21 protein-coding genes are annotated in these 19023 nt (G+C 37.2%); 8 read left to right on the top strand and 13 right to left on the bottom strand.

Features of this window, described 5'->3' with window-relative positions; all coding sequences use genetic code 11:
- The first annotated feature begins 240 nt into the window (after window positions 1-240).
- Window positions 241-435 carry a hypothetical protein gene (locus AS4_RS02225; protein WP_004718119.1) on the top strand — a complete coding sequence of 65 codons (195 nt, stop codon included), beginning with the start codon at window positions 241-243 and terminating at the stop codon, window positions 433-435.
- A gap of 214 nt (window positions 436-649) precedes the next feature.
- Here the strand turns inward: AS4_RS02225 and AS4_RS02220 are convergent, their stop codons facing one another.
- Entirely contained in the window at window positions 650-2308 is a 1659-nt protein-coding gene (locus AS4_RS02220) for an acyl-CoA dehydrogenase family protein (protein ID WP_096732886.1), read from the bottom strand.
- An 80-nt stretch (window positions 2309-2388) separates the two neighbouring features.
- Here AS4_RS02220 and AS4_RS02215 point away from each other — a divergent pair, with 80 nt between their 5' ends.
- Window positions 2389-3003, top strand: a complete 615-nt coding sequence (locus AS4_RS02215; RefSeq protein WP_096732884.1) for a TetR/AcrR family transcriptional regulator — start codon at window positions 2389-2391, stop codon at window positions 3001-3003.
- Between the two features lie 1007 nt (window positions 3004-4010).
- On the opposite strand, the gene AS4_RS02200 is transcribed toward AS4_RS02215, so the two are convergent.
- The 4 genes from AS4_RS02200 to AS4_RS02185 are packed head-to-tail and all read right to left on the bottom strand — an operon-like array spanning window position 4011 to window position 6126.
- Entirely contained in the window at window positions 4011-4466 is a 456-nt protein-coding gene (locus AS4_RS02200; protein WP_096732878.1) for an NF045616 family extracytoplasmic (lipo)protein, read from the bottom strand.
- Between the two features lie 3 nt (window positions 4467-4469).
- Window positions 4470-5162 carry a zinc protease gene (locus tag AS4_RS02195; protein WP_096732876.1) on the bottom strand — a complete coding sequence of 231 codons (693 nt, stop codon included), beginning with the start codon at window positions 5160-5162 and terminating at the stop codon, window positions 4470-4472.
- Window positions 5152-5676, bottom strand: a complete 525-nt coding sequence (locus AS4_RS02190) for a PAAR domain-containing protein (protein WP_096732874.1) — start codon at window positions 5674-5676, stop codon at window positions 5152-5154. Before AS4_RS02190 ends, AS4_RS02195 begins: the two co-directional genes overlap by 11 nt.
- A gap of 18 nt (window positions 5677-5694) precedes the next feature.
- Window positions 5695-6126: a PAAR domain-containing protein gene (locus AS4_RS02185; RefSeq protein ID WP_096732872.1), complete on the bottom strand. Its 432-nt coding sequence runs from the start codon at window positions 6124-6126 to the stop codon at window positions 5695-5697.
- Between the two features lie 681 nt (window positions 6127-6807).
- Here AS4_RS02185 and AS4_RS02180 point away from each other — a divergent pair.
- From AS4_RS02180 to AS4_RS02170, 3 genes are all read left to right on the top strand, one after another.
- A complete protein-coding gene (locus tag AS4_RS02180) occupies window positions 6808-8328 on the top strand; it encodes a catalase (RefSeq protein ID WP_004718136.1) in 1521 nt (506 codons plus the stop codon).
- Window positions 8329-8430: 102 nt separating this feature from the next.
- Window positions 8431-8877, top strand: a complete 447-nt coding sequence (locus AS4_RS02175; protein WP_096732870.1) for a thiol-disulfide oxidoreductase DCC family protein — start codon at window positions 8431-8433, stop codon at window positions 8875-8877.
- The gene (locus AS4_RS02170; RefSeq protein WP_096732868.1) at window positions 8864-9262 is read left to right on the top strand and encodes a DoxX-like family protein; all 399 of its coding nucleotides are present in this window, start codon (window positions 8864-8866) and stop codon (window positions 9260-9262) included. Before AS4_RS02175 ends, AS4_RS02170 begins: the two co-directional genes overlap by 14 nt.
- A 2-nt stretch (window positions 9263-9264) precedes the next feature.
- On the opposite strand, the gene AS4_RS02165 is transcribed toward AS4_RS02170, so the two are convergent.
- The 4 genes from AS4_RS02165 to AS4_RS02150 all read right to left on the bottom strand — a co-directional run bounded on the left by AS4_RS02165 (window position 9265) and on the right by AS4_RS02150 (window position 12609).
- Window positions 9265-9915, bottom strand: coding sequence for a hypothetical protein (locus AS4_RS02165; RefSeq protein WP_096732866.1), 651 nt, complete (start codon window positions 9913-9915; stop codon window positions 9265-9267).
- Window positions 9916-9979: 64 nt separating this feature from the next.
- Entirely contained in the window at window positions 9980-10498 is a 519-nt protein-coding gene (locus AS4_RS02160; protein ID WP_096732864.1) for a hypothetical protein, read from the bottom strand.
- A 39-nt stretch (window positions 10499-10537) separates the two neighbouring features.
- Entirely contained in the window at window positions 10538-11668 is a 1131-nt protein-coding gene (locus AS4_RS02155; protein WP_096732863.1) for an MBL fold metallo-hydrolase, read from the bottom strand.
- Window positions 11669-11670: 2 nt separating this feature from the next.
- Window positions 11671-12609: a cation diffusion facilitator family transporter gene (locus AS4_RS02150; RefSeq protein WP_004818752.1), complete on the bottom strand. Its 939-nt coding sequence runs from the start codon at window positions 12607-12609 to the stop codon at window positions 11671-11673.
- A gap of 127 nt (window positions 12610-12736) precedes the next feature.
- Here AS4_RS02150 and AS4_RS02145 point away from each other — a divergent pair, with 127 nt between their 5' ends.
- The 3 genes from AS4_RS02145 to AS4_RS02135 all read left to right on the top strand — a co-directional run bounded on the left by AS4_RS02145 (window position 12737) and on the right by AS4_RS02135 (window position 15455).
- Window positions 12737-13195 carry a GNAT family N-acetyltransferase gene (locus AS4_RS02145; protein ID WP_096732861.1) on the top strand — a complete coding sequence of 153 codons (459 nt, stop codon included), beginning with the start codon at window positions 12737-12739 and terminating at the stop codon, window positions 13193-13195.
- Between the two features lie 555 nt (window positions 13196-13750).
- Entirely contained in the window at window positions 13751-14659 is a 909-nt protein-coding gene (hcaR, locus tag AS4_RS02140; protein WP_034611600.1) for a DNA-binding transcriptional regulator HcaR, read from the top strand.
- A gap of 124 nt (window positions 14660-14783) precedes the next feature.
- Entirely contained in the window at window positions 14784-15455 is a 672-nt protein-coding gene (locus AS4_RS02135; protein ID WP_096732860.1) for a DUF1345 domain-containing protein, read from the top strand.
- A 138-nt stretch (window positions 15456-15593) separates the two neighbouring features.
- Here the strand turns inward: AS4_RS02135 and AS4_RS02130 are convergent, their stop codons facing one another.
- The 4 genes from AS4_RS02130 to AS4_RS02115 all read right to left on the bottom strand — a co-directional run bounded on the left by AS4_RS02130 (window position 15594) and on the right by AS4_RS02115 (window position 18798).
- The gene (locus AS4_RS02130; protein ID WP_096732858.1) at window positions 15594-16199 is read right to left on the bottom strand and encodes a glutathione S-transferase family protein; all 606 of its coding nucleotides are present in this window, start codon (window positions 16197-16199) and stop codon (window positions 15594-15596) included.
- 47 nt (window positions 16200-16246) lie between these two features.
- Window positions 16247-16957: a helix-turn-helix transcriptional regulator gene (locus tag AS4_RS02125; RefSeq protein ID WP_096732857.1), complete on the bottom strand. Its 711-nt coding sequence runs from the start codon at window positions 16955-16957 to the stop codon at window positions 16247-16249.
- A gap of 80 nt (window positions 16958-17037) precedes the next feature.
- The gene (locus AS4_RS02120; RefSeq protein WP_096732855.1) at window positions 17038-17706 is read right to left on the bottom strand and encodes an HAD-IA family hydrolase; all 669 of its coding nucleotides are present in this window, start codon (window positions 17704-17706) and stop codon (window positions 17038-17040) included.
- Between the two features lie 153 nt (window positions 17707-17859).
- Window positions 17860-18798, bottom strand: coding sequence for an RluA family pseudouridine synthase (locus AS4_RS02115; RefSeq protein WP_004718156.1), 939 nt, complete (start codon window positions 18796-18798; stop codon window positions 17860-17862).
- Between the last annotated feature and the right edge of the window lie 225 nt (window positions 18799-19023).

The following is a 19023-nucleotide window of genomic DNA, read 5'->3' as shown; positions in this document are numbered from 1 at the left end:
AGTAAAAGCATCCGCTTGTAATCTACTGTTGATTCTTCCGCTCACAAACAAATTTTTATTAAAAGATAAAAACTGCGATAACAATAACTTATTTACTGAAATAAAAACTTAATTACAACAACTTTCAATAAAAAACAAAAATATTAAATATTTTCAACAATATAAATTTGCCGAATTCAAAAAATGCATATATATTGTATATACATTTTTTTGATTATCACCTTTGGGGATAAATACGTCATGGCTGAATTACCCAAAAAGACAAAGGTGAATAAAAAAGATGGGCAACTCTTAATTCGCATTAACAGTGCTGAGCGTGACCAGTTTTTACAACTCTGTGAAACGATGGATACCAGTGCAGCACGTGAGTTAAGAAAATTTATCCGTAGTTTTATCAAAAAACATCAGCCAACGGATACTCAAACTAAGGAGTAACATGATGTCTAAGCAAGTTAAATCTTTAAAACAGAAAATCAAAGCACGTTTGGAAAAAATCTCCAAACACGAAGGTAAATTGAAAAAGCTCAAAAAAAAGCTTAAAAAACAAAAGTAATTTCGATTACACATCCCAAGCTTGAACTTTGATAAAAGTGGCTTAAAAAAAAGCGGCATTATTTACATAATGCCGCTTTTTGCATTTTCGAAGGGATTAAGCTAAAGCTCTATCTAACAAGCGTTTTACATCCACAGCTTGTGTATCTAACATTCCGACCACGCGTCCATAAAACGCACTATAACGTGTTGCAATAAAAGCATCCGCAACAAAATCTGGTGCATGTTGTTTCAGTAAGATAGCCTGTGCCAAGATGACCAAGCGACTGACTAAGCTACGTGCCATAAATTGCAATTCATCTGCTTGTAAGCCACTAAATAATTTAAATAAAGCTTGTAATTCATCTTGTAAAATTGAATCTTGAGCTGCAACTTGTGCAAATGATTTAAATAAGACTTCAATTGATTCACTGTCACGTTGAATTGCACGTAATACATCCAAACACATCACATTACCAGAGCCTTCCCAAATAGTATTTACAGGGGCTTCTTTAAAAATACGCGCCATGATTCCTGTATCGACATAACCATTGCCACCGAAGACTTCCATCATCTCACCCGTCAACTCCACAGCACGCTTACACACCCAGAACTTTGCTGCTGGTGTCATGATTCGTCTCCATGCCAGAGATAATTCATCATCACTCTCATAGCAATGCGCAAGATGAAAACTCAATTGCATGGCTGCTTCTGTTTCCAAGGCTAAATCCGCCAATACCGCTTGCATCAACGGTTGTTCCGCCAAATGTTTACCAAAGGCCTTACGCTGACGGGTATAGGCAATACATTGCACCAAAGCCTGACGTAACATCGCACTTGAACCGACTGAACAGGTCAAACGTGTATAGTTTGCCATTTCAATAATCGTGGGAATCCCGCGCCCAGCTTCACCGATCATAATGCCCCAAGCATTTTTGAATTCAACTTCTGAGCTTGAATTACTGCGATTACCCACTTTATCTTTGAGTCGTTGTACTTGAACCGGATTTTTTGTCCCATCTTCCAGCCAACGCGGTACAAAAAAGCAGGCCAATCCATCTTGTTCAGTTTTTGCCACGACTAAATGTGCATCACACATCGGTGCGGAAAAGAACCATTTATGTCCTGTCAGTAAATATGCTTGCCCACGCCCCGAATCAGCCACAGGAACAGCCCGTGTTTCATTGGCACGTACATCTGAGCCGCCCTGCTTTTCCGTCATCCCCATACCTAACCAAATTGATTTTTTCTGAGAAATCGGAATGTCACGCTCATCGTATTCAGTCGATAAGAGCTTTTCACCGACTTTTGCCCACAATTCAGGTTCATTTTGAATTAAGGGAATACTACCTAGCGTCATAGAATTAGGGCATAGATTGCCACACTCGACTTGTCCACTCAGGAAAAATCGTGCTGCCCAATCGACCCATTTTGAACTTGATTGTGGATGATTAAATGGATGTGCATGCGTGTCAAATTGTCGATTCAGCTGCATCCATTTATGCCATGCAGGATGAAACTCTAGAAAATCTTTACGGCGACCACGGGCATCAAAACTATGTAATTCTGGGGTATGACGATTGGCTAAATCGGCATATTCATAATATTCAGTAGAACCCGCAATCTTTGAAAACTCAGTTAGGCGTTGCTGATCCTGACTGCCATAACGTTGCAAAATTTCTTGTAAGACTTGATCTGTAGTCAATAAATTATAATTTTGCAGTTCGTCAAACTGATTGCTGATCTCATGTGTTTGCCAATTCTCTGCTGTGTTCATCCTGAATTCCTGTCTTGTTGTTTTAACCAATTGCATTCAGTATAGAAGAAAATACCTTCAAGGATGTTCGGATTATTTTTATGGCTTTACCTGCAATCAATGTGCGTCGTAAACCCCGCCAATCAAGGGCACGTATCACGCAAGAAGCGCTGATGGAAAGTTTTGTTCGGCTTTTACATGACCATCCTGCCAATAGAATTACTATTCGTGAAATTACCGATCTTGCCGGTGTGGGTTTAGGGACGTTCTATGAGTATTTTTCTAAAAAGGAAGATTTGATTGCTTTAACCATTCACCAACATGTAAAAAGTAATGCAGAAGTCTTAAAAAGTTATGCACAAAGCGTGTATGACTTATCCACAAAATCAGATTTTCAAAGCTATTTACAGCAAATCATTCATTTTCAACTTGAGCAAATTCAAGCACAACAATTTTTATGGGCCCAGTCTTTCTTGTTAGAACGACAGGTTTCTAGTATTGAAACATATCAAAAAAGTTATGCCATGATGGTAGAGATGTGGCAAAACATGCTGAAACCTTTTATTCAGGATGATGAACAACTCAAACAGATGAGTCTAAATGTACAACGAATTTGCTATGGTTTTGTCTCGCAGACATTGTTGATCGAGCCTGAGTTTAAGGATTGGAAAGTTTTGGAGGCGGATATGGTTCAGCTGCTCATCAAGTTACTTTAATTTTACATAACGCCTAGTATGTTGGTTTTTAAATAATATCTTGCCTATAAAAGAACGCTTTCTCTAAAAAAGTAATAAAATAAGCCAGTCTAGTCTCGTTTAAACTTCTTGAAAAAAATGAAAGAGCCAGAACAAATTAACAGAGAATCATCAAAACTTAGTCGTTCATCTTACTATTGCGCAATACTTAATATTTTTATTATTGCGGCAAGCATTTTTTATTCTATTTATATAGCAAGTCAGTCTTGTAAATTTACTCATATTTGTGAAAGACCACTATATGAACTTTTGTTTGTAAGTGCTGCTTTTCTCTGTACCTGTATTAGTTTAATCGGGCTTTCTCTCGCATACCTTAGTTCAAATACTGAGGAAAATGCAGATCTACATTACCGTAATTTAGGAATGGCATGGAATCGTAATATTTTATTTTTATCAATGCTTTATATTGCATTTATTGCGATAATGTTACTTACATAGACCTTATTGGTTGAGCTATTTTTCAGTGGAAATTATTTAAATAAACCAGTTGGATAAACTGTTATTTTGCATATATAAAACCCCAACTTAAGCAAAATTAAAGTATAGGTTTTTGGGATATGACATTCTATTTAGTAAAAGCAGATGGTTGCTCTCTATCAATCCAATCTTGATAGCTTATACTGATATTATAATAATTCATCATTACGCTAAGAATTATTGATAAAATATTAGTAAATAGAGATTTCTTTCTTTTCAATATTAAAGATATTACTAATAAGAATGAAGAAAATACTAAAAAAATAGTGTCTACTGAAAAAGCATGATGATTATTTTTAGACAGGTAAGAGTTAATATAAATTAAAGATATAGCAACTAAATTTAGATATGATATTAAATCAGAATATTTTCTTATTGAATTCATATAATTATTTCCATCTTACCTCTATCATTTCAAGTATTAAATTAGCTTATTCTAAATCTTCCATTTCCTATCTTTAAGTCTTTTCAATTCTATATTCTTAAAAATATTACATCAGATTAAATAATCGTTGAAAAAATCTATCTTTCTCTTTATTTAATAATTTATTTTCACATTCAAAACCATTCACTACTTTTTTTATTACAAAAGGTTTTACAACTTTATCGAGACAGACTCGAGTAGAATATGAAGGTATCATATCCAATGAAACATCGTATGGCACATTACTTTTAAAATGAGAAGCATCAATACTAATACAATCCGACTTATTTATTGGAGTTTTAATATTTTTATATAATTTATCATAACCTTCTATGTATCCCTTATCTTGGCTTACCTCTCCGATATATACATATATTCGGCCATTATAAGGCTGACTTGTTTTATCATTAGTAAATATACAAACATTACTATCCTTAATCACAACGTTCAATGGCTTTTGTGGTGAAGCTTTAGCTATGTTACAGATAGTCAATACAAAAACTATGAGATATATTTTTTTCATAAACTAAGCCTTTGGTAGTAACATTTTATCAGTAGGGTCTATAATTAAGTCCATTATTATTGCTTGTACCTCAAGAAGCATTTTCAAGCTTTTTTGATGGTGAGCTCTTTCAGGTCTTTCTTCTTTCAGATACATTCCATCAAAATAAAACTCTACGACTCTACCTTGTTGTTCAAAATTTAGATCGCTAAATTTTTTATTCTGATCCCTATTTAATATATCGGTATCGTATGCCAATAGTTCACTAGCACCTGAATCAGCAGAATTTACTGATTTAGTATAACCACCTTTACACAACTGTTTGAGTCCCAACCAACCAACTGAAGCCCCTAATTGATATTGCCAAACATGAGTCATCTCGTGCATAAACCAATGCTTTAAATGTGGTGGAGAAACACTAAAATCTTTGTTGTTTAGATAATCTTCTTTTGGTAGATATATTTCTCCCGCTGGAGTCATGGCATTACCCGTTTTCCTATGAAGATATCCAGCTACATGAATCCATATTTTCGAATAATCGATTGAATCTTGAAAAATTAATCTGCTCATTTTGATTTCACCCGCGGTGAGCTTTCTTTTTGTTTCAACTTTAAGCTCCGTTGTGGGTGGATTTTCAGAGCTTAACATTTTACCCAACTTTAATATTGCACTGAGCCATATTTCTACTCCATTCCCACCAGAAGAATTAGAACTCATGTGTATGCTCCTCATAAATTATATTAATTTGTATTTCATCAGCCTGATCACTACTGATTATTTCGGTATAACCTTCCTTATCTGTAGTCCCATGAAAGAATTCATTATTTTTTATAATCTCATAACATATATTTGCTAATGGTTCATTTGTAGCTTCATCCGTTAGTTGAAATCTATGACCATAAACTAGAGTGTCAATAAAGCTATTTTTCATCACATTATTTCTATTGGCTGAATAATATGGACTGCCACTATCTCCAACAACATGATCCTGCTTTGGTAAAATTTTTGCCCCACAAGTGAGTTGATCACCAACATAAGCGACGGCTTTACCATCAAAAATAATATGATCGTGACTTTTAATAATTTTCGACCAACACTTACATTTAGGACAAAAATGCCCATCACCTGCAACTAAAAACAAGCTCCCCATTTGAGAAGCGCTCATTTGAGTTGCCCTGATAATTCCACCATGATCAGTCATAGAGTGATCTATCGCAAAACCTTTAGCCATGATTTTCCCCTTTAAAAATTAATCATGATTTAAAAATCCTTCAGGAATTGCTCTATCCGCATATAAACGGAATACAAAACTTGATTGTAGACTTTCGATAATTTCATCACCATTTTCCAAACGGCTTCCAACAAGCGCTACCTCAAAACCTTCGATTTTCCCTTCCTCACCAGCACCTGAAATGATTTTAGAGCTTGAACCATCTTGATAAATGGCTTCATCCCCTACTGCGGCAATAAGGTGGCCTTCGGCTTTTACTTGTTGATGAATACTTGCTTTAACTAACCCACCATTTTTAGTTTTGGAGCCATGTGTTGCTGCTAAAAAATTCTTATGAGGTTGTTTATTTATAAATTCTTGTTCAGCCAATATACGCTGTTGAATTTCCTCAGTAGACAATTTCAATATCTCATCTTGAGAAAGTTGAGATAAAAAAAGCTTATGATTCATGGTTATACTCCATACTTATCTTGTTGTTTGTTTTATAAAAAAGAAAATAGTTGAACCATATTTCGAATGATAAAATTGAGAATATTTGGCAAATAAATTCTTGTTTTAGTAAAAAGCCTCTAACCTTGCAACTTAGAGAGGGAGGCATTTAATTTTTAGATACATATGTTTATATTAGTAAAAATAGTTAAATAAAATTTAACATACACTGTAGAAAATAAACACAATACAGTTTATACGAAATTTAATAAAAAACTAGATCTATCTACTCAAAACTTTCTATATAGGCTTTCAGTGTCGTAAAAATGCGCTCAAGCGGTTTTATATAAAATCACTTAACTTCACACCACACAAAGTTCTGATCCCTATTAATCGTCAAAACAAATCAATAACAATATTTTTATCAATTTCACAAATATAAAAAATCACTCTAAAGTAAAGTTATCGCTTTAAAACGTTGATTGCTCTTCCTTAAACAACAGTATTTTAAAGCAGATAAAGACTGGTAAGTTGTTTCTAAAAATAAATGACAAATCATTTATTTTTAGATCAATTAGATTTAACAATTGTTCACTATATTGGTTTTTCAATTACGGTTAATGTCATGTAATAGCGAATATTCTTTATCTATTCCATCTATTCAAAAATGAATACATGATTAATTAAAAATGGAGAAATAGAATGAGCCAAGACTCAAAAAAATGTCCTGTAACCCACCTGACAACGGCTTTTGGTGCACCTGTTGTAGACAACCAAAATAGTTTAACGGCAGGCGCACGTGGTCCTCTACTGGCACAAGATTTATGGTTAAACGAGAAACTGGCCAACTTTGTACGTGAGGTTATTCCTGAGCGCAGAATGCATGCAAAAGGTTCAGGTGCTTTTGGTACATTTACCGTAACTCACGATATTACTCAGTACACACGCGCTAAAATATTCTCACAGATTGGCAAACAAACAGAAATGTTTGCACGCTTCACCACTGTAGCTGGTGAACGTGGTGCAGCAGATGCAGAACGTGATATTCGTGGTTTTGCACTCAAGTTCTATACCGAAGAAGGTAACTGGGATCTCGTTGGGAACAACACTCCCGTCTTTTTCATGCGTGATCCACGTAAATTCCCAGATTTAAATAAAGCCGTAAAACGCGACCCTAAAACCAATCTACGTAGTGCAACCAACAACTGGGATTTTTGGACATTATTACCTGAAGCTTTGCATCAGGTGACGATTGTGATGTCTGATCGTGGTATTCCAAAAAGCTTCCGCCATATGCATGGTTTTGGTAGTCATACGTACAGCTTTATCAATGCAAACAATGAACGCTTTTGGGTCAAATTCCATTTCCGCACCCAACAAGGCATTGAAAATTTAACCGATGCTGAAGCGGAAGCAGTTGTTGCTAAAGATCGTGAAAGTAACCAACGTGATTTATTTGATTCGATTGAAAATGGTAACTTCCCAAAATGGAAGCTCCAAATTCAAGTCATGCCAGAAACAGATGCAGAAAAAGTTCCTTATCATCCATTTGACCTGACCAAAGTTTGGCCTCATGCAGATTATCCACTGATTGATGTGGGTGAGTTTGAGCTGAATAAAAATCCTGAAAACTTCTTCCTTGATGTAGAGCAATCGGCTTTCGCACCAAGTAACTTAGTTCCAGGTATTAGTGTTTCACCTGACCGTATGTTGCAAGCGCGATTATTTAACTATGCCGATGCTCAACGCTACCGTTTAGGCGTGAATTATCAACAAATCCCTGTCAATGCTGCACGTTGCCCAGTTCATTCTAATCACCGTGATGGTCAAGGCCGTGTCGATGCAAACTATGGCGGTTTACCACACTATGAACCGAATAGTTTTAGCCAATGGCAGGAACAAGCTCAGTTTAAAGAGCCACCACTAAAAATCAGCGGTGATGCAGATTATTGGGATTTCCGCCAAGATGATTCGGATTATTTCAGCCAACCACGCGCTTTATTCAATTTAATGAATGATACGCAAAAACAAGCATTGTTTGATAATACGGCGGGTGCGATGGGCGATGCACTTGATTTCATTAAGTATCGTCATATCCGTAACTGTTATGCATGTGACCCAGCATATGGTGAAGGCGTGGCAAAAGCCTTGGGCTTAACTGTTGCAGATGCACAAGCTGCACGCGATAGCGATCCAGGTAAAGGTCATCCTGGTTTTCAATAAGCCTAGCTCAATAAAAGTCATTCAATAGAAACCGCCTTCGGGCGGTTTTTTATTTTGTGTAAATGCACTATATTGAAGAAACTCCCAATCGCGAGTAAAGCCATGCAACAGAAAATTGAAGCGATAATTCAACAACATGACATCATTTTATTTGATGAAATCTGTGTGTTATGTATTGGCTGGGCAAAGTTTTTAATCAAATATGATACACAGGCACAATTTAAATTAACTTCGGTGCAATCACCTTTAGGGCAAGACATCTTAAGACATTACCAAATGCCCACTGAGCAATTTGATAGTATGTTGGTGATCAAAAATGGGCAAGCCTATAGTGAATCCACTGCGTTTTTAAAAGTGATTGAAAGCTTAGGACAACCCTTTTCATATTTAAAAATGGGTTATGGGATACCCAAATTTATCCGAGATTTTCTATACCGCCGAATCGCTTTAAATCGCTATCGTTTATTTGGTACAACTGAGCAGTGTTTACTGCCTTCATCTGAAAATAAAAAACATTTTTTGGAACATAGCATTGATGCAAAACTCTAAAGCACTTCAGAATGCCCTTTTGACCATTCATATTTCACTGGCTGTATTATGGTTCTATCAGGGCCTCATCCCTAAAATCATATATAAAGTTGTCGAAGAGCAACAATTTTGGCAGTTTACAGGGATTCAATTGTTGCCCATTCCTAGACTTATTGAGCTCTCAGGATTTGGAGAAATAATATTTGGTGGATTATTTCTTATTTTTAGACAATCAAAGCTTCTGCATTATTTAAATATCATCGCGATGCTATTTTTTTTACTGGTTGTAGCGATCGTTTATCCCCACTATTTTGCGCAGGGTTTTAATCCTTTCATCATGAATACTGCAATGGCTGCACTGTCTATTGTCGCAATTCAACTTCTCAATGCTCAAAAAGCCAAATAAACTTACATTCGCACATTTGTACCAAACTGCTCTTTCCATCCTTTGGTTTCAGTCGCAATTTGCTTGGCAAGTTTGCTTTTCACTTCTTGAATTAAGCGCGCCCGTTCCTGTCCATGCACAAATCGGCCTTTATAATCACTTTGCATGGTTTGAATATATTCATTCAGTGCACGTTGTTGTTGTTTGGTTTTTGGAGCGGTATGCAAAAATTGAAGGTATTCCTCATCTGGGTTTGTGCTAAGCGGATCACCCAAAATATCTTCAACATACACTACAGCACTGACTAATTTCACTTTACCCTTTGCATCCACAGTATAGGTTTGTTTACGCACACCATAAGGATAGGTCCAGAGCCCCTGCCGATCACCTGAAGCCCAATAGCTATAAAAAATAATCTTGTTATCTTTGACCTCATAATCACCCAATTCAATCTGGAGAATACTGCAGTCACCCGTGGTTGAATAAATTGTATGCGTGAGCAGCTTTTGATTATTTCGATATAATTCAATATCTTTACGCAAAAAGTCGGCTTCTTCTTGATTCATCACTGTTTTCAACTCAAAATTATTTTGATTAATTTGTATATTTTGAGTCTCAGCAAAAGCTGTACTAGATAATGCCAGTAACATCAATAAAGTTTGGATTATTTTCATTATTCATCTCCCTTGATTTTTCAATCAGGAATCAACACTATTTTTTAGTTTGGGTAAATACACCCTAATCCTGACACAGCTTTTGCAAAACTGGAAGTATTTCACCAGCCTGACTAAAAGGTTGTGTTTGACGATAATGCCCGACCTTTTTAACCAGTTTATAATTTTTATCGTCCTGACTTTTAAACTGCTCTAGCCGTGTAAATGTCTGATCCTTACACAATACTTGATAATAATTAATCATGAACTGTTTTTTTGGGTTGGCACTTTTAACCCAAGCTTGAATAAGTTGATTACCATCAGATATTGTGGTGATACTTTCAAAAAATTGAGTATTTGAATTTTGATAAATTAATTTCCATTCATCACCCGTTTCCAAATCATATTTTTCATTTAAAGGCTTAATACTTTTCGTATAATCCTCAGGTTCAAAATCTTTGGCTGTTGCAGATTGATCTACAACAACACATGGCTCGTCTGAAACACAATCCGCCTTAGCCGCTTGAGTTAGGTCTATAGATTTTGCAGCGACTGAAGTCATCACCAAACAAAACAACAAAGTACTGGATAAGATTTTTATCATTTTTAGTGTTCTCAATTTTTATGGCTCAATAAGGGCCCACTACACCACCAATTTACGACCTTCACGGATACAGTAGAATGGATTAATCATTTTTGATGAATTCTTCATGGCCTTTTGTAAATCCTGCTCAGGCTGTTCCCGTGCTTCATCCGTCAATTGAAAAGTACGGTAATGAATCGCCAAAGAACGCTTGGCTTGTAAATCCAAATGCGCCTGAAAAGCATCTTGTGGATTCATGTGCATATATTTCATTAACGCTCTTGGTTCATACGCACCGATTGGTAATAACGCAATTCGCGGTGAACCTAACCGTTTTTGAATTTCTTTAAAATGCGGTGAATACCCTGTATCGCCAGCAAAGAAGAAATGACCATGTTGCGATACCACAGAAAAACCACCCCACAATGCAATATTCTGATCACGTAAACCACGACCCGAACCATGCTGTGCAGGGGTATAAATAATTTTTAAGTTTTTAAATAATGCAGATTGCCACCAGTCCATCTCAATCACATGGAACTCTTTAGGCAAGTAACAAGCATTGCCCAAACCTGTATAGATTGGCATGGCAAATTTGTTGTGTAGCCATCTTAAAGAGGCTAAATCCATATGGTCATAGTGATTATGACTGAGTAAAACTGCATGAATCTCGGGCAATTGCTCTAAAGCAATTCCAGCTGGAATCACACGTTTTGGTCCACGCCCATGTTTCGGACTAACATAATCGGCCCAAACAGGATCAGTTAAGAAGTTATAGGGACCTATTTGAACCAGTACAGTCGCATGACTCACAAACCAGATTTGCCAATCATGCTCATCAGCATCTGGTCGATTCTGAGGTAATACCCGTTTTGCCGCATAGAATTCTGATGATTCTTTTTGAGTATCCACATTCCAAGTATATGATTTTCGGGTACCCAGCCATTTCATCAAATCCCAACGGCTACGCCCTTGTGGTTTACGTATTTCATTAAAGAACCGTTCACCATTATGCTGATTGGAACCAATCACACTAAATACAGGTTTATACCATGTATGTGACAGACAATTTTCAGTATCAATTCGATAATGCAATTGTTGAACTTGCTGAGATGGAACAGTCTTATTTTGCATTGTGTTGTCTTGTACCGTTGTATCTTCAAGACGGACCATTGGCTCTTGTTTCGACATGATTACTCTAAACGCCCTTTCATTCTTTCAAGCCATACTTGCTGTGTTTGTGGCTTCACGAATAATGCCACGATTTCGGGATGAATACTTTTAATCTTTGCTTCAATTCTGTTCACACAGGCTTCGATATCATCTGAAGTTAAACTATCTTTAAACTCTAAGCTTAAAGAAGCAATCACCTGATGTGCACCCATTTGTTCAGTCAGTACGCCATTTGCTGAATACACGGCGGGATCTTCCTGAGCAATTTTCAATACATTATGACGCAGTTTTGGATCTGCTGTTTCACCCATCAACAACCCTTTGGTTTCCCTTGCCAAAAGCAGGGCTGAGATGGCTAAGACAACACCAATCAGTACCGAAGCCACACCATCTAAAACGGGTAAATTAAACTGCTGAGCACAAAATATTCCCAGCAATGCAATGATTAAGCCAATTAAAGCTGCTGAGTCTTCAAATAAAACAGTAAAGGTTGTCGGATCTTTACTGCGACGAAAGGCTTCAAAATAGCCCATTTGACCTTTGGTCTTTTTAAATGTTTTCAATGCAATAAACCATGAAGTTCCCTCACAAAGCAGTGCAAACCCGAGTACCACATAATTGACCAATGGGGATTGTATAACTTCTGGATGACGAATATGTTGAATACCCTGATAAATTGAAACCACAGCACCTAAAGCAAAAACCAACAATGCAACAATAAAGGCCCAGAAATATAATTCTCGCCCATAACCAAAGGGGTGATGATAATTTGCAGGCTGTTGTGATTTTTTTAAACCATACAACAATAAGATTTCATTTAAAGTGTCTACGACAGAATGGACCGCCTCACTGAGCATTGCCGAACTATTTGTAATATAAGCGGCAACAAACTTAACCAGAGCAATGGCTAAATTGCCCAAAAGTGCTGCATATACAACAATTTTGTTGGAATCTGACATTTATTGTCCTGTTTTTTATCATCAAATACATCAATTTGATTTTTATATCTGTCCTGCTTCATATTAGCGAAACTATCTGTGATTTTTCTTTATTTTTTGTTGCTTTTCACAATTGAGTGAATCTTTTATGGAACCCAATTTAACCAATATTCTAAATACTCCGTCGCAGTCACATCCACAATTATTAAAAATTTGGGAAGCTTCTGTACGTGCAACTCATGACTTTTTAAACGAACAGCATATCTTACAAATTAAAACGCTCATCATTCAGCATCATTATTTTGATCATGTACGATTGTTTCATGTGGAACGTGAAGGTCAAATCGTTGGGTTTATGGGACTGGCTTATCAAAAGATTGAAATGTTATTTATTGACCCTAATTTTTTTGATCAAGGTATTGGTTCCATGCTCATTCAAAAAGCCCTTGAGTTAGGTGCACATGAGGTAGATGTCAACGAACAAAATATTCGTGCTTTGGAGTTCTATAAGAAACATAACTTCCAACAAATTGCGCGTTCGGAACTTGATGCTGAAGGTAACCCATTTCCAATTCTGCATTTGAAACTAAAGCAGCCATCCGTCTAAGCATTTTGAGATAAAGTGATATCAAAAACATCATCATAAACACCCTCATCAACTTTAGAATCCATGCATATAAAACCGACTCCCCCCTATTTCCAAGTCGGTTTTAGCAATCATCAGCATGATCATGTCTATCAGACAGATTGCAACAACTTAAACCAGTGCAATCAAACACTTTTCAAGTGTTCCTTCATACAAATTTGGATCACTATAGATTGATGACGAGATACATCCTCTATGTAGATTAATCCAAGCCTTGATATCAATTCTTCCATTCCTGAAAGTACGCTTATGACAAGTAAGGGCCGTAGATAAATTGATGTAACTTTGTACAGATGACCGCTTCTAGGTTAGAGCTTAGAGAAATATTTTTTGTTTTAATTAAGATATTTTATCAATTATTCGCCATGTTATTTTCTATATTAAAATAACAATGATTTTGAAAAGTTCATTTATTTTCTAAATACTATAATCATCTTCACCTGACAGTTGTTTATAGATTATACTCTTTGAAAATATTAGTAAGACATTTTTTGGATTATTCTTTGGACGCGTCATATGGAATTACGACATCTGAGATACTTCATTACTGTGGCTGAAGAACTCAACTTTAGCAAAGCAGCATTGAGACTTTATACAGCACAACCCTCACTCAGCCAGCAGATCAAAGATCTTGAAGAAGATGTCGGTGTTCGGCTGTTAAATCGGACCAAGCGTAAAGTTGAACTTACTGAAGAAGGTGCTGTTTTTCTGGAGCAAGCACGCTTAACTTTAGCACAAGCCGATAAGGCTGTTGCTATGGCAAGACAGGTCTCCAAAGCTAGACAGTTATTGTTAAGGATTGGGTTTGTACCCGTGGCTGAAATAAAGATTTTCCCTTATATCTTACCGAATTTAAGGGTACAAAATCCTGAGCTAAAAATTGAGTTATTGAGCTTAAACAACCTTGAACAAATGCGCGCATTGAAAAAGGGTGAGCTAGATATCAGCTTTAGCAGACACAATTTTCATAATGATGAAATCGAAAGTAAATTTGTGCTCCGTGAGCCGTTAATTTTTGTTTTACCCAAAGATCATCCTTTAGCCAAGTATGAACGTATCCCTGTTAAAGCGCTCAATGGGATCGATTTTATTATTCCTGCTGAAGAACAATCCACGACTTTGCACAACACCATTTTAGAGTTTGCCAAACACAATCATATTGAATTGAATATCGTCCAAAAAGCTGACAATATTTCATTGAATATTAACTCAGTTGGAGCGGGCTTAGGCTGTACAATTTTGCCAAGTTATATTGCGCCATTGATCAACAATAACACCGTCATTCGACCTTTAGAGATTGAGCTTCCCTATCTAGACTTGTATGTAAGTTATCGAAAAAGTGCTGGCTCTGTTGCAATACAAAAATTCATTGAACTATTAACCAAGGTATTTTATCTGGATATCAATCGTTTAGAGCAAGAATAAGACCGCTGCGACAAGACATAGAGCGTAAGCTTATTTTTTAATATGACGACTTAAACCAATCGAACTTAATGCTCATTTTATTTGCTTAAATATCCATCATTTTTTAATTCAGGCGGTGTTCATCATGGTAGGACGTGCATTTCACCAACTTCGATCAGGTATTCTGTCTCGTCCATATTTCTTTATTAGTTTTCTCCTTACAGCAGTTGTGTATATGGGGATGTCTTTGAGCACAGATTGGCAGTGGTCAACCAATTTATTATTCAGCTGGAATATTGCCATCCTGGTCTACTTAATCCTGACCATAAAAATGCTCTGGGCAACCAATCAAGCGCATATTTTAAAGCGTGCTCAGCAGCAGGATGCCAGCAAATGGATCATTTTGCTGTTGGTTGTGCTCTCACTCATCATGTGTTTTATTGCCATTATTATTGAATTGGCACATTTGCCCGATGTGACTGGAGTTAAAGCAGGACATATCGCCTTAGCAATTTTCACCATCATTTTTGCATGGTTATTTATGCATACTATTTTTGCTATTCACTATGCACATGACTTTTATTTGGCAGTGGAGAATCATCAGGATGGTGGATTGGACTTTCCAAAAACACCTAAACCAACCTACCCTGAGTTTTTGTATTTTAGTTATGTCATTGGTACTTCTGCACAAACAGCAGATGTATCGATTACATCTCGTTCGATGCGCGTTTTAAATATTCTCCATATCCTTTTGGCGTATGGATTTAACACGACGATTTTGGCGATCTGTATTAATGTTGCCGCAGGTTTTATTTAACTGAAGTAAAAATAGAGGGATTAACACCAAAAGCCAATCTCCAAAGTTTTTTATCATTTTTCTGCGTTTGAATGTGACTAAAAAACCTCAATGCAAACCCAGCACGAGATCATGCTAAGTTTGCATCGTCTTGATGATTTAGTCGCTAAAAAGTGCTTGATTATTTCTTAAGTTTTTTCGGCTTTTGATTGAATTAAGATATTTTTCAATTGCAGGATGGCTTTCAATCTCTGCCATCTTTAATTGCCAAAATAGCATGGAACCAACAAACACATCGGCTACCGTAAATTGCTCACCACATAGATAAGGTTGAGCCTGCTCCAAGCCCTGAATTAAAGCGGTATAGGTGTCCTGAAAGTTTCCATAGCCAATATGCATTTTTTGCTCGTCGGTAATCTCAACCTTTAATGCGCGATCCGTCGTGGCTGCATCCCACGGCCCAGCAGCAAAGAATAACCAACGGAAATACAAGCCACGTTTTGGATCATCCAGTGCTGGTGCAAGTCCTTGATCAAAAAACTTATCTGCCAAATAGGCACAAATTGCAGGCATTTCGTAAATCACCACATCGCCATCGACTAAGGTGGGTACTTTGCCAAATGGGTTAATCTTTAGATAAGATTCCGACTTCATTTCAGTGTGATAAGCCAACTCAATTTTTTCAAATTCAGCACCAAGTTCAATCAGTAGCCATTCAATAACAAGACCTCTAGACTGTGCGTTGCTATATAGTTTTAAGCCCATTTTTCCATTCCTTTATAGTGGTGTATTGAATATAAAGGGCGGCTGTGTCAGTTTTTGTCAGGAGCTTTCATCATTGATTTTTTTTGCAGCTCTTTTTGCCACCATGCCTGAAAAAGATGGCGCTTAAACTCTGGGTAAATGGTTTCAGTCACATTTAATTTTTGAATCCGATCTAAACGAAAATTTCGAAAATCTTCACGTAATTCACACCATGCAGCCAACAACATTTTGTCATTGAAATATCCTAATACAAAAGGCCAAAGCATCCGGCTAGAGATATTGTTTTTCTCATCGAAATAATGCACTTCAATCTTGACCTGATAACGAATTGCCAGACGTACTTGTTCTACAATTTTTTCGTCAACTACAAGCCAATGGTTAACAGACCGAAGCATGGTTTCATCAATCAGTTCTTGTTTATTCTTGGGCAATACCGCATTGAGTTTGGCCAAAACGGAGTGTGCAGCATTCTTCAATGCCGGATCTGGTACTGACCTTAACCAATGCAATGCCAAGAAAACCGCTTCGACTTCCGTTTCATCCAAACTCATTGGAGGCAATAAAAAGTTTTCTTTCAGCTGGAATCCTAAGCCCGCACTACCCTCAATATTGACACCTTGATCACGTAAACTTTCAATATCCCGATAAACACTTCGGACACTAATCTCCAAATGTTCTGCCAAGCATTGTGCGGTAATCGGATAACGCTGTTCACGTAAAAGTTGTAATAAAGTGAGTAATCGAATAGAACGGCTCATGGTCAATTTTCTTATTATATCTCTTTGGTTTTATCTCAGTTTACGCTGAGGGCAATCTGCAAACAGCGTAAAAACAGCATCTAAGCAACTTCAGTAGCCTTAAGCTGTTGAGTTAAAAACTGATGTAAATGATCGACATTATCTGCGATTGCCAGCGGATTAAAACGCTGTAATACATCAACATCATGTACCCCATAACTTACCCCTACACGCGGCATGGCAATGTTCTGTGCCATTTCTAAGTCATAAGATGTATCACCCACCATAATGGCTTGCTCCGCCTGAACCCCAGTGTAATCTAAGATTTCAGCCAACATCAATGGATCTGGTTTGGATTTGGTTTCGCTGGCCGCACGGGTGATTTCAAATAAATCCTGACTCTGGGTTTGAGCCAAAACACGATCTAAACCACGACGGCTTTTCCCTGTTGCGACTGCCAATTTGATATTTTGATTTTTTAAGTCATGTAACATTTCAGAGACGCCTGCGAACCACAAATCATCCTTGGAGTGCTCAACATAATGATCGCCATAGCATTTCAAAATTTCAGTGTGTAACTCAGGGACTTGTGGAAATAACACTTGAGCAACCTCAGGCAAACCCAAACCAATAATACTTTTCGCAGCATCTGGTGTTAACGGTTGGTCAAAGGCTTCTGCAGCAACCAATAAACTCGCCACAATTTGTCCGACTGAATCAAATAAAGTGCCATCCCAATCAAAAATGATAAGTTCTACAGGTTTTTGCATGAATTATTTCCAATATTTGCTCAGTTTATGCATGACTAATGTTTAGATCTTATGCCCTTTACATGACAAGCTAACGCATTTTTAAACACAAAGGGAACTTTTCATAAAACAAGTTCCCTTTGTGTAAAAGATAAAGTGAGCAGGAAGATCGTATCAATCTTTCTTTTGTGCTCTTAACTGTGCAACCAAGCTTTGCATATCTTCAGGTAAAGGCGCTTCGATCACTGGATAACCAGGAATTTCAAGTCGCATTGCATGTAGGCTCAATCGACGGGCTTTTGGTCCACGATACTCTGTTTCATGACCGTACTTATCGTCACCCACCAAAGGATGGCCAATACTTAAACCATGCACACGAATTTGATGAGTACGACCCGACAGTGGTGAAGCATAAACCAGCGTCGCATGCATAAAGCGCTCAGCAACTTTCCATTGTGTCTTAGACTCTTTACCTTCTTCTGAGACACGTACACGACGTTCACCATTGGACAGTTCATAGCGCAATAAAGGTTGATTAATCAACTGTTGATCTAGACTCACTTGGCCTTTGACAATGGCAGCATAGGTTTTTTTAATTTTATGCTCACGCAACATGTCTTGTAGCGCCTTCAATGTGCTGCGTTTTTTACTCACCATCACCAGACCCGAAGTATCGCGGTCAATACGATGAATCAATTCCAAATATTTTTTACCTGTTGCTGCGCGTAAGCCTTCAATTAAGCCATATGCCACGCCGCTTCCACCATGTACGGCAATTCCAGACGGCTTGTTGACCACCAATAAACCTTCATCCTCATACACTACACGGCTGAGTAAGCTTTGTGCAACCTTATCGGATACTGGCGCATCAGTTTCGTCTTTTTGCTCAAAGCGAATAGGTGCAACACGGATTTGATCGCCAATCGCCAGCTTAGTTTCTGCTTTTATACGCTTTTTATTGACGCGCACTTGGCCTTCACGAATTAAACGATAAATACGGCTTTTCGGCACACCTTTCAGGCGAGTAAATAAGAAATTATCGATGCGCTGGCCTTCTTGATGCTCGTCTACTTCAAACCAAGTTACATTTTGCCATTGTTGCGTAGAATTCATACAGTTAGGTGATCCAATAAAAAACTAAAATTTGATTAAAAACTGATCATTTAGACTATGCTTTTCATACAAAATAAGCATATAGCCCATAGGCAGATGATTCAAGGTTTGCTATAGTCAGCGCACGGATACCACCGTAAGTGAAATTTAGTGCCACCCTTTTTTAAAAATGAAAGCGTGACACAAACGATAAAATTCACGACAGATGCGGAAAGGTCCCAAAAG

The sequence above is a fragment of the Acinetobacter guillouiae genome, assembly GCF_002370525.2.
GTDB classification, from domain to species: Bacteria; Pseudomonadota; Gammaproteobacteria; order Pseudomonadales; family Moraxellaceae; genus Acinetobacter; species Acinetobacter guillouiae.
The sequence above is the reverse complement of the archived record's forward strand: the minus strand, read 5'-3'. Positions and strand labels throughout refer to the sequence as shown.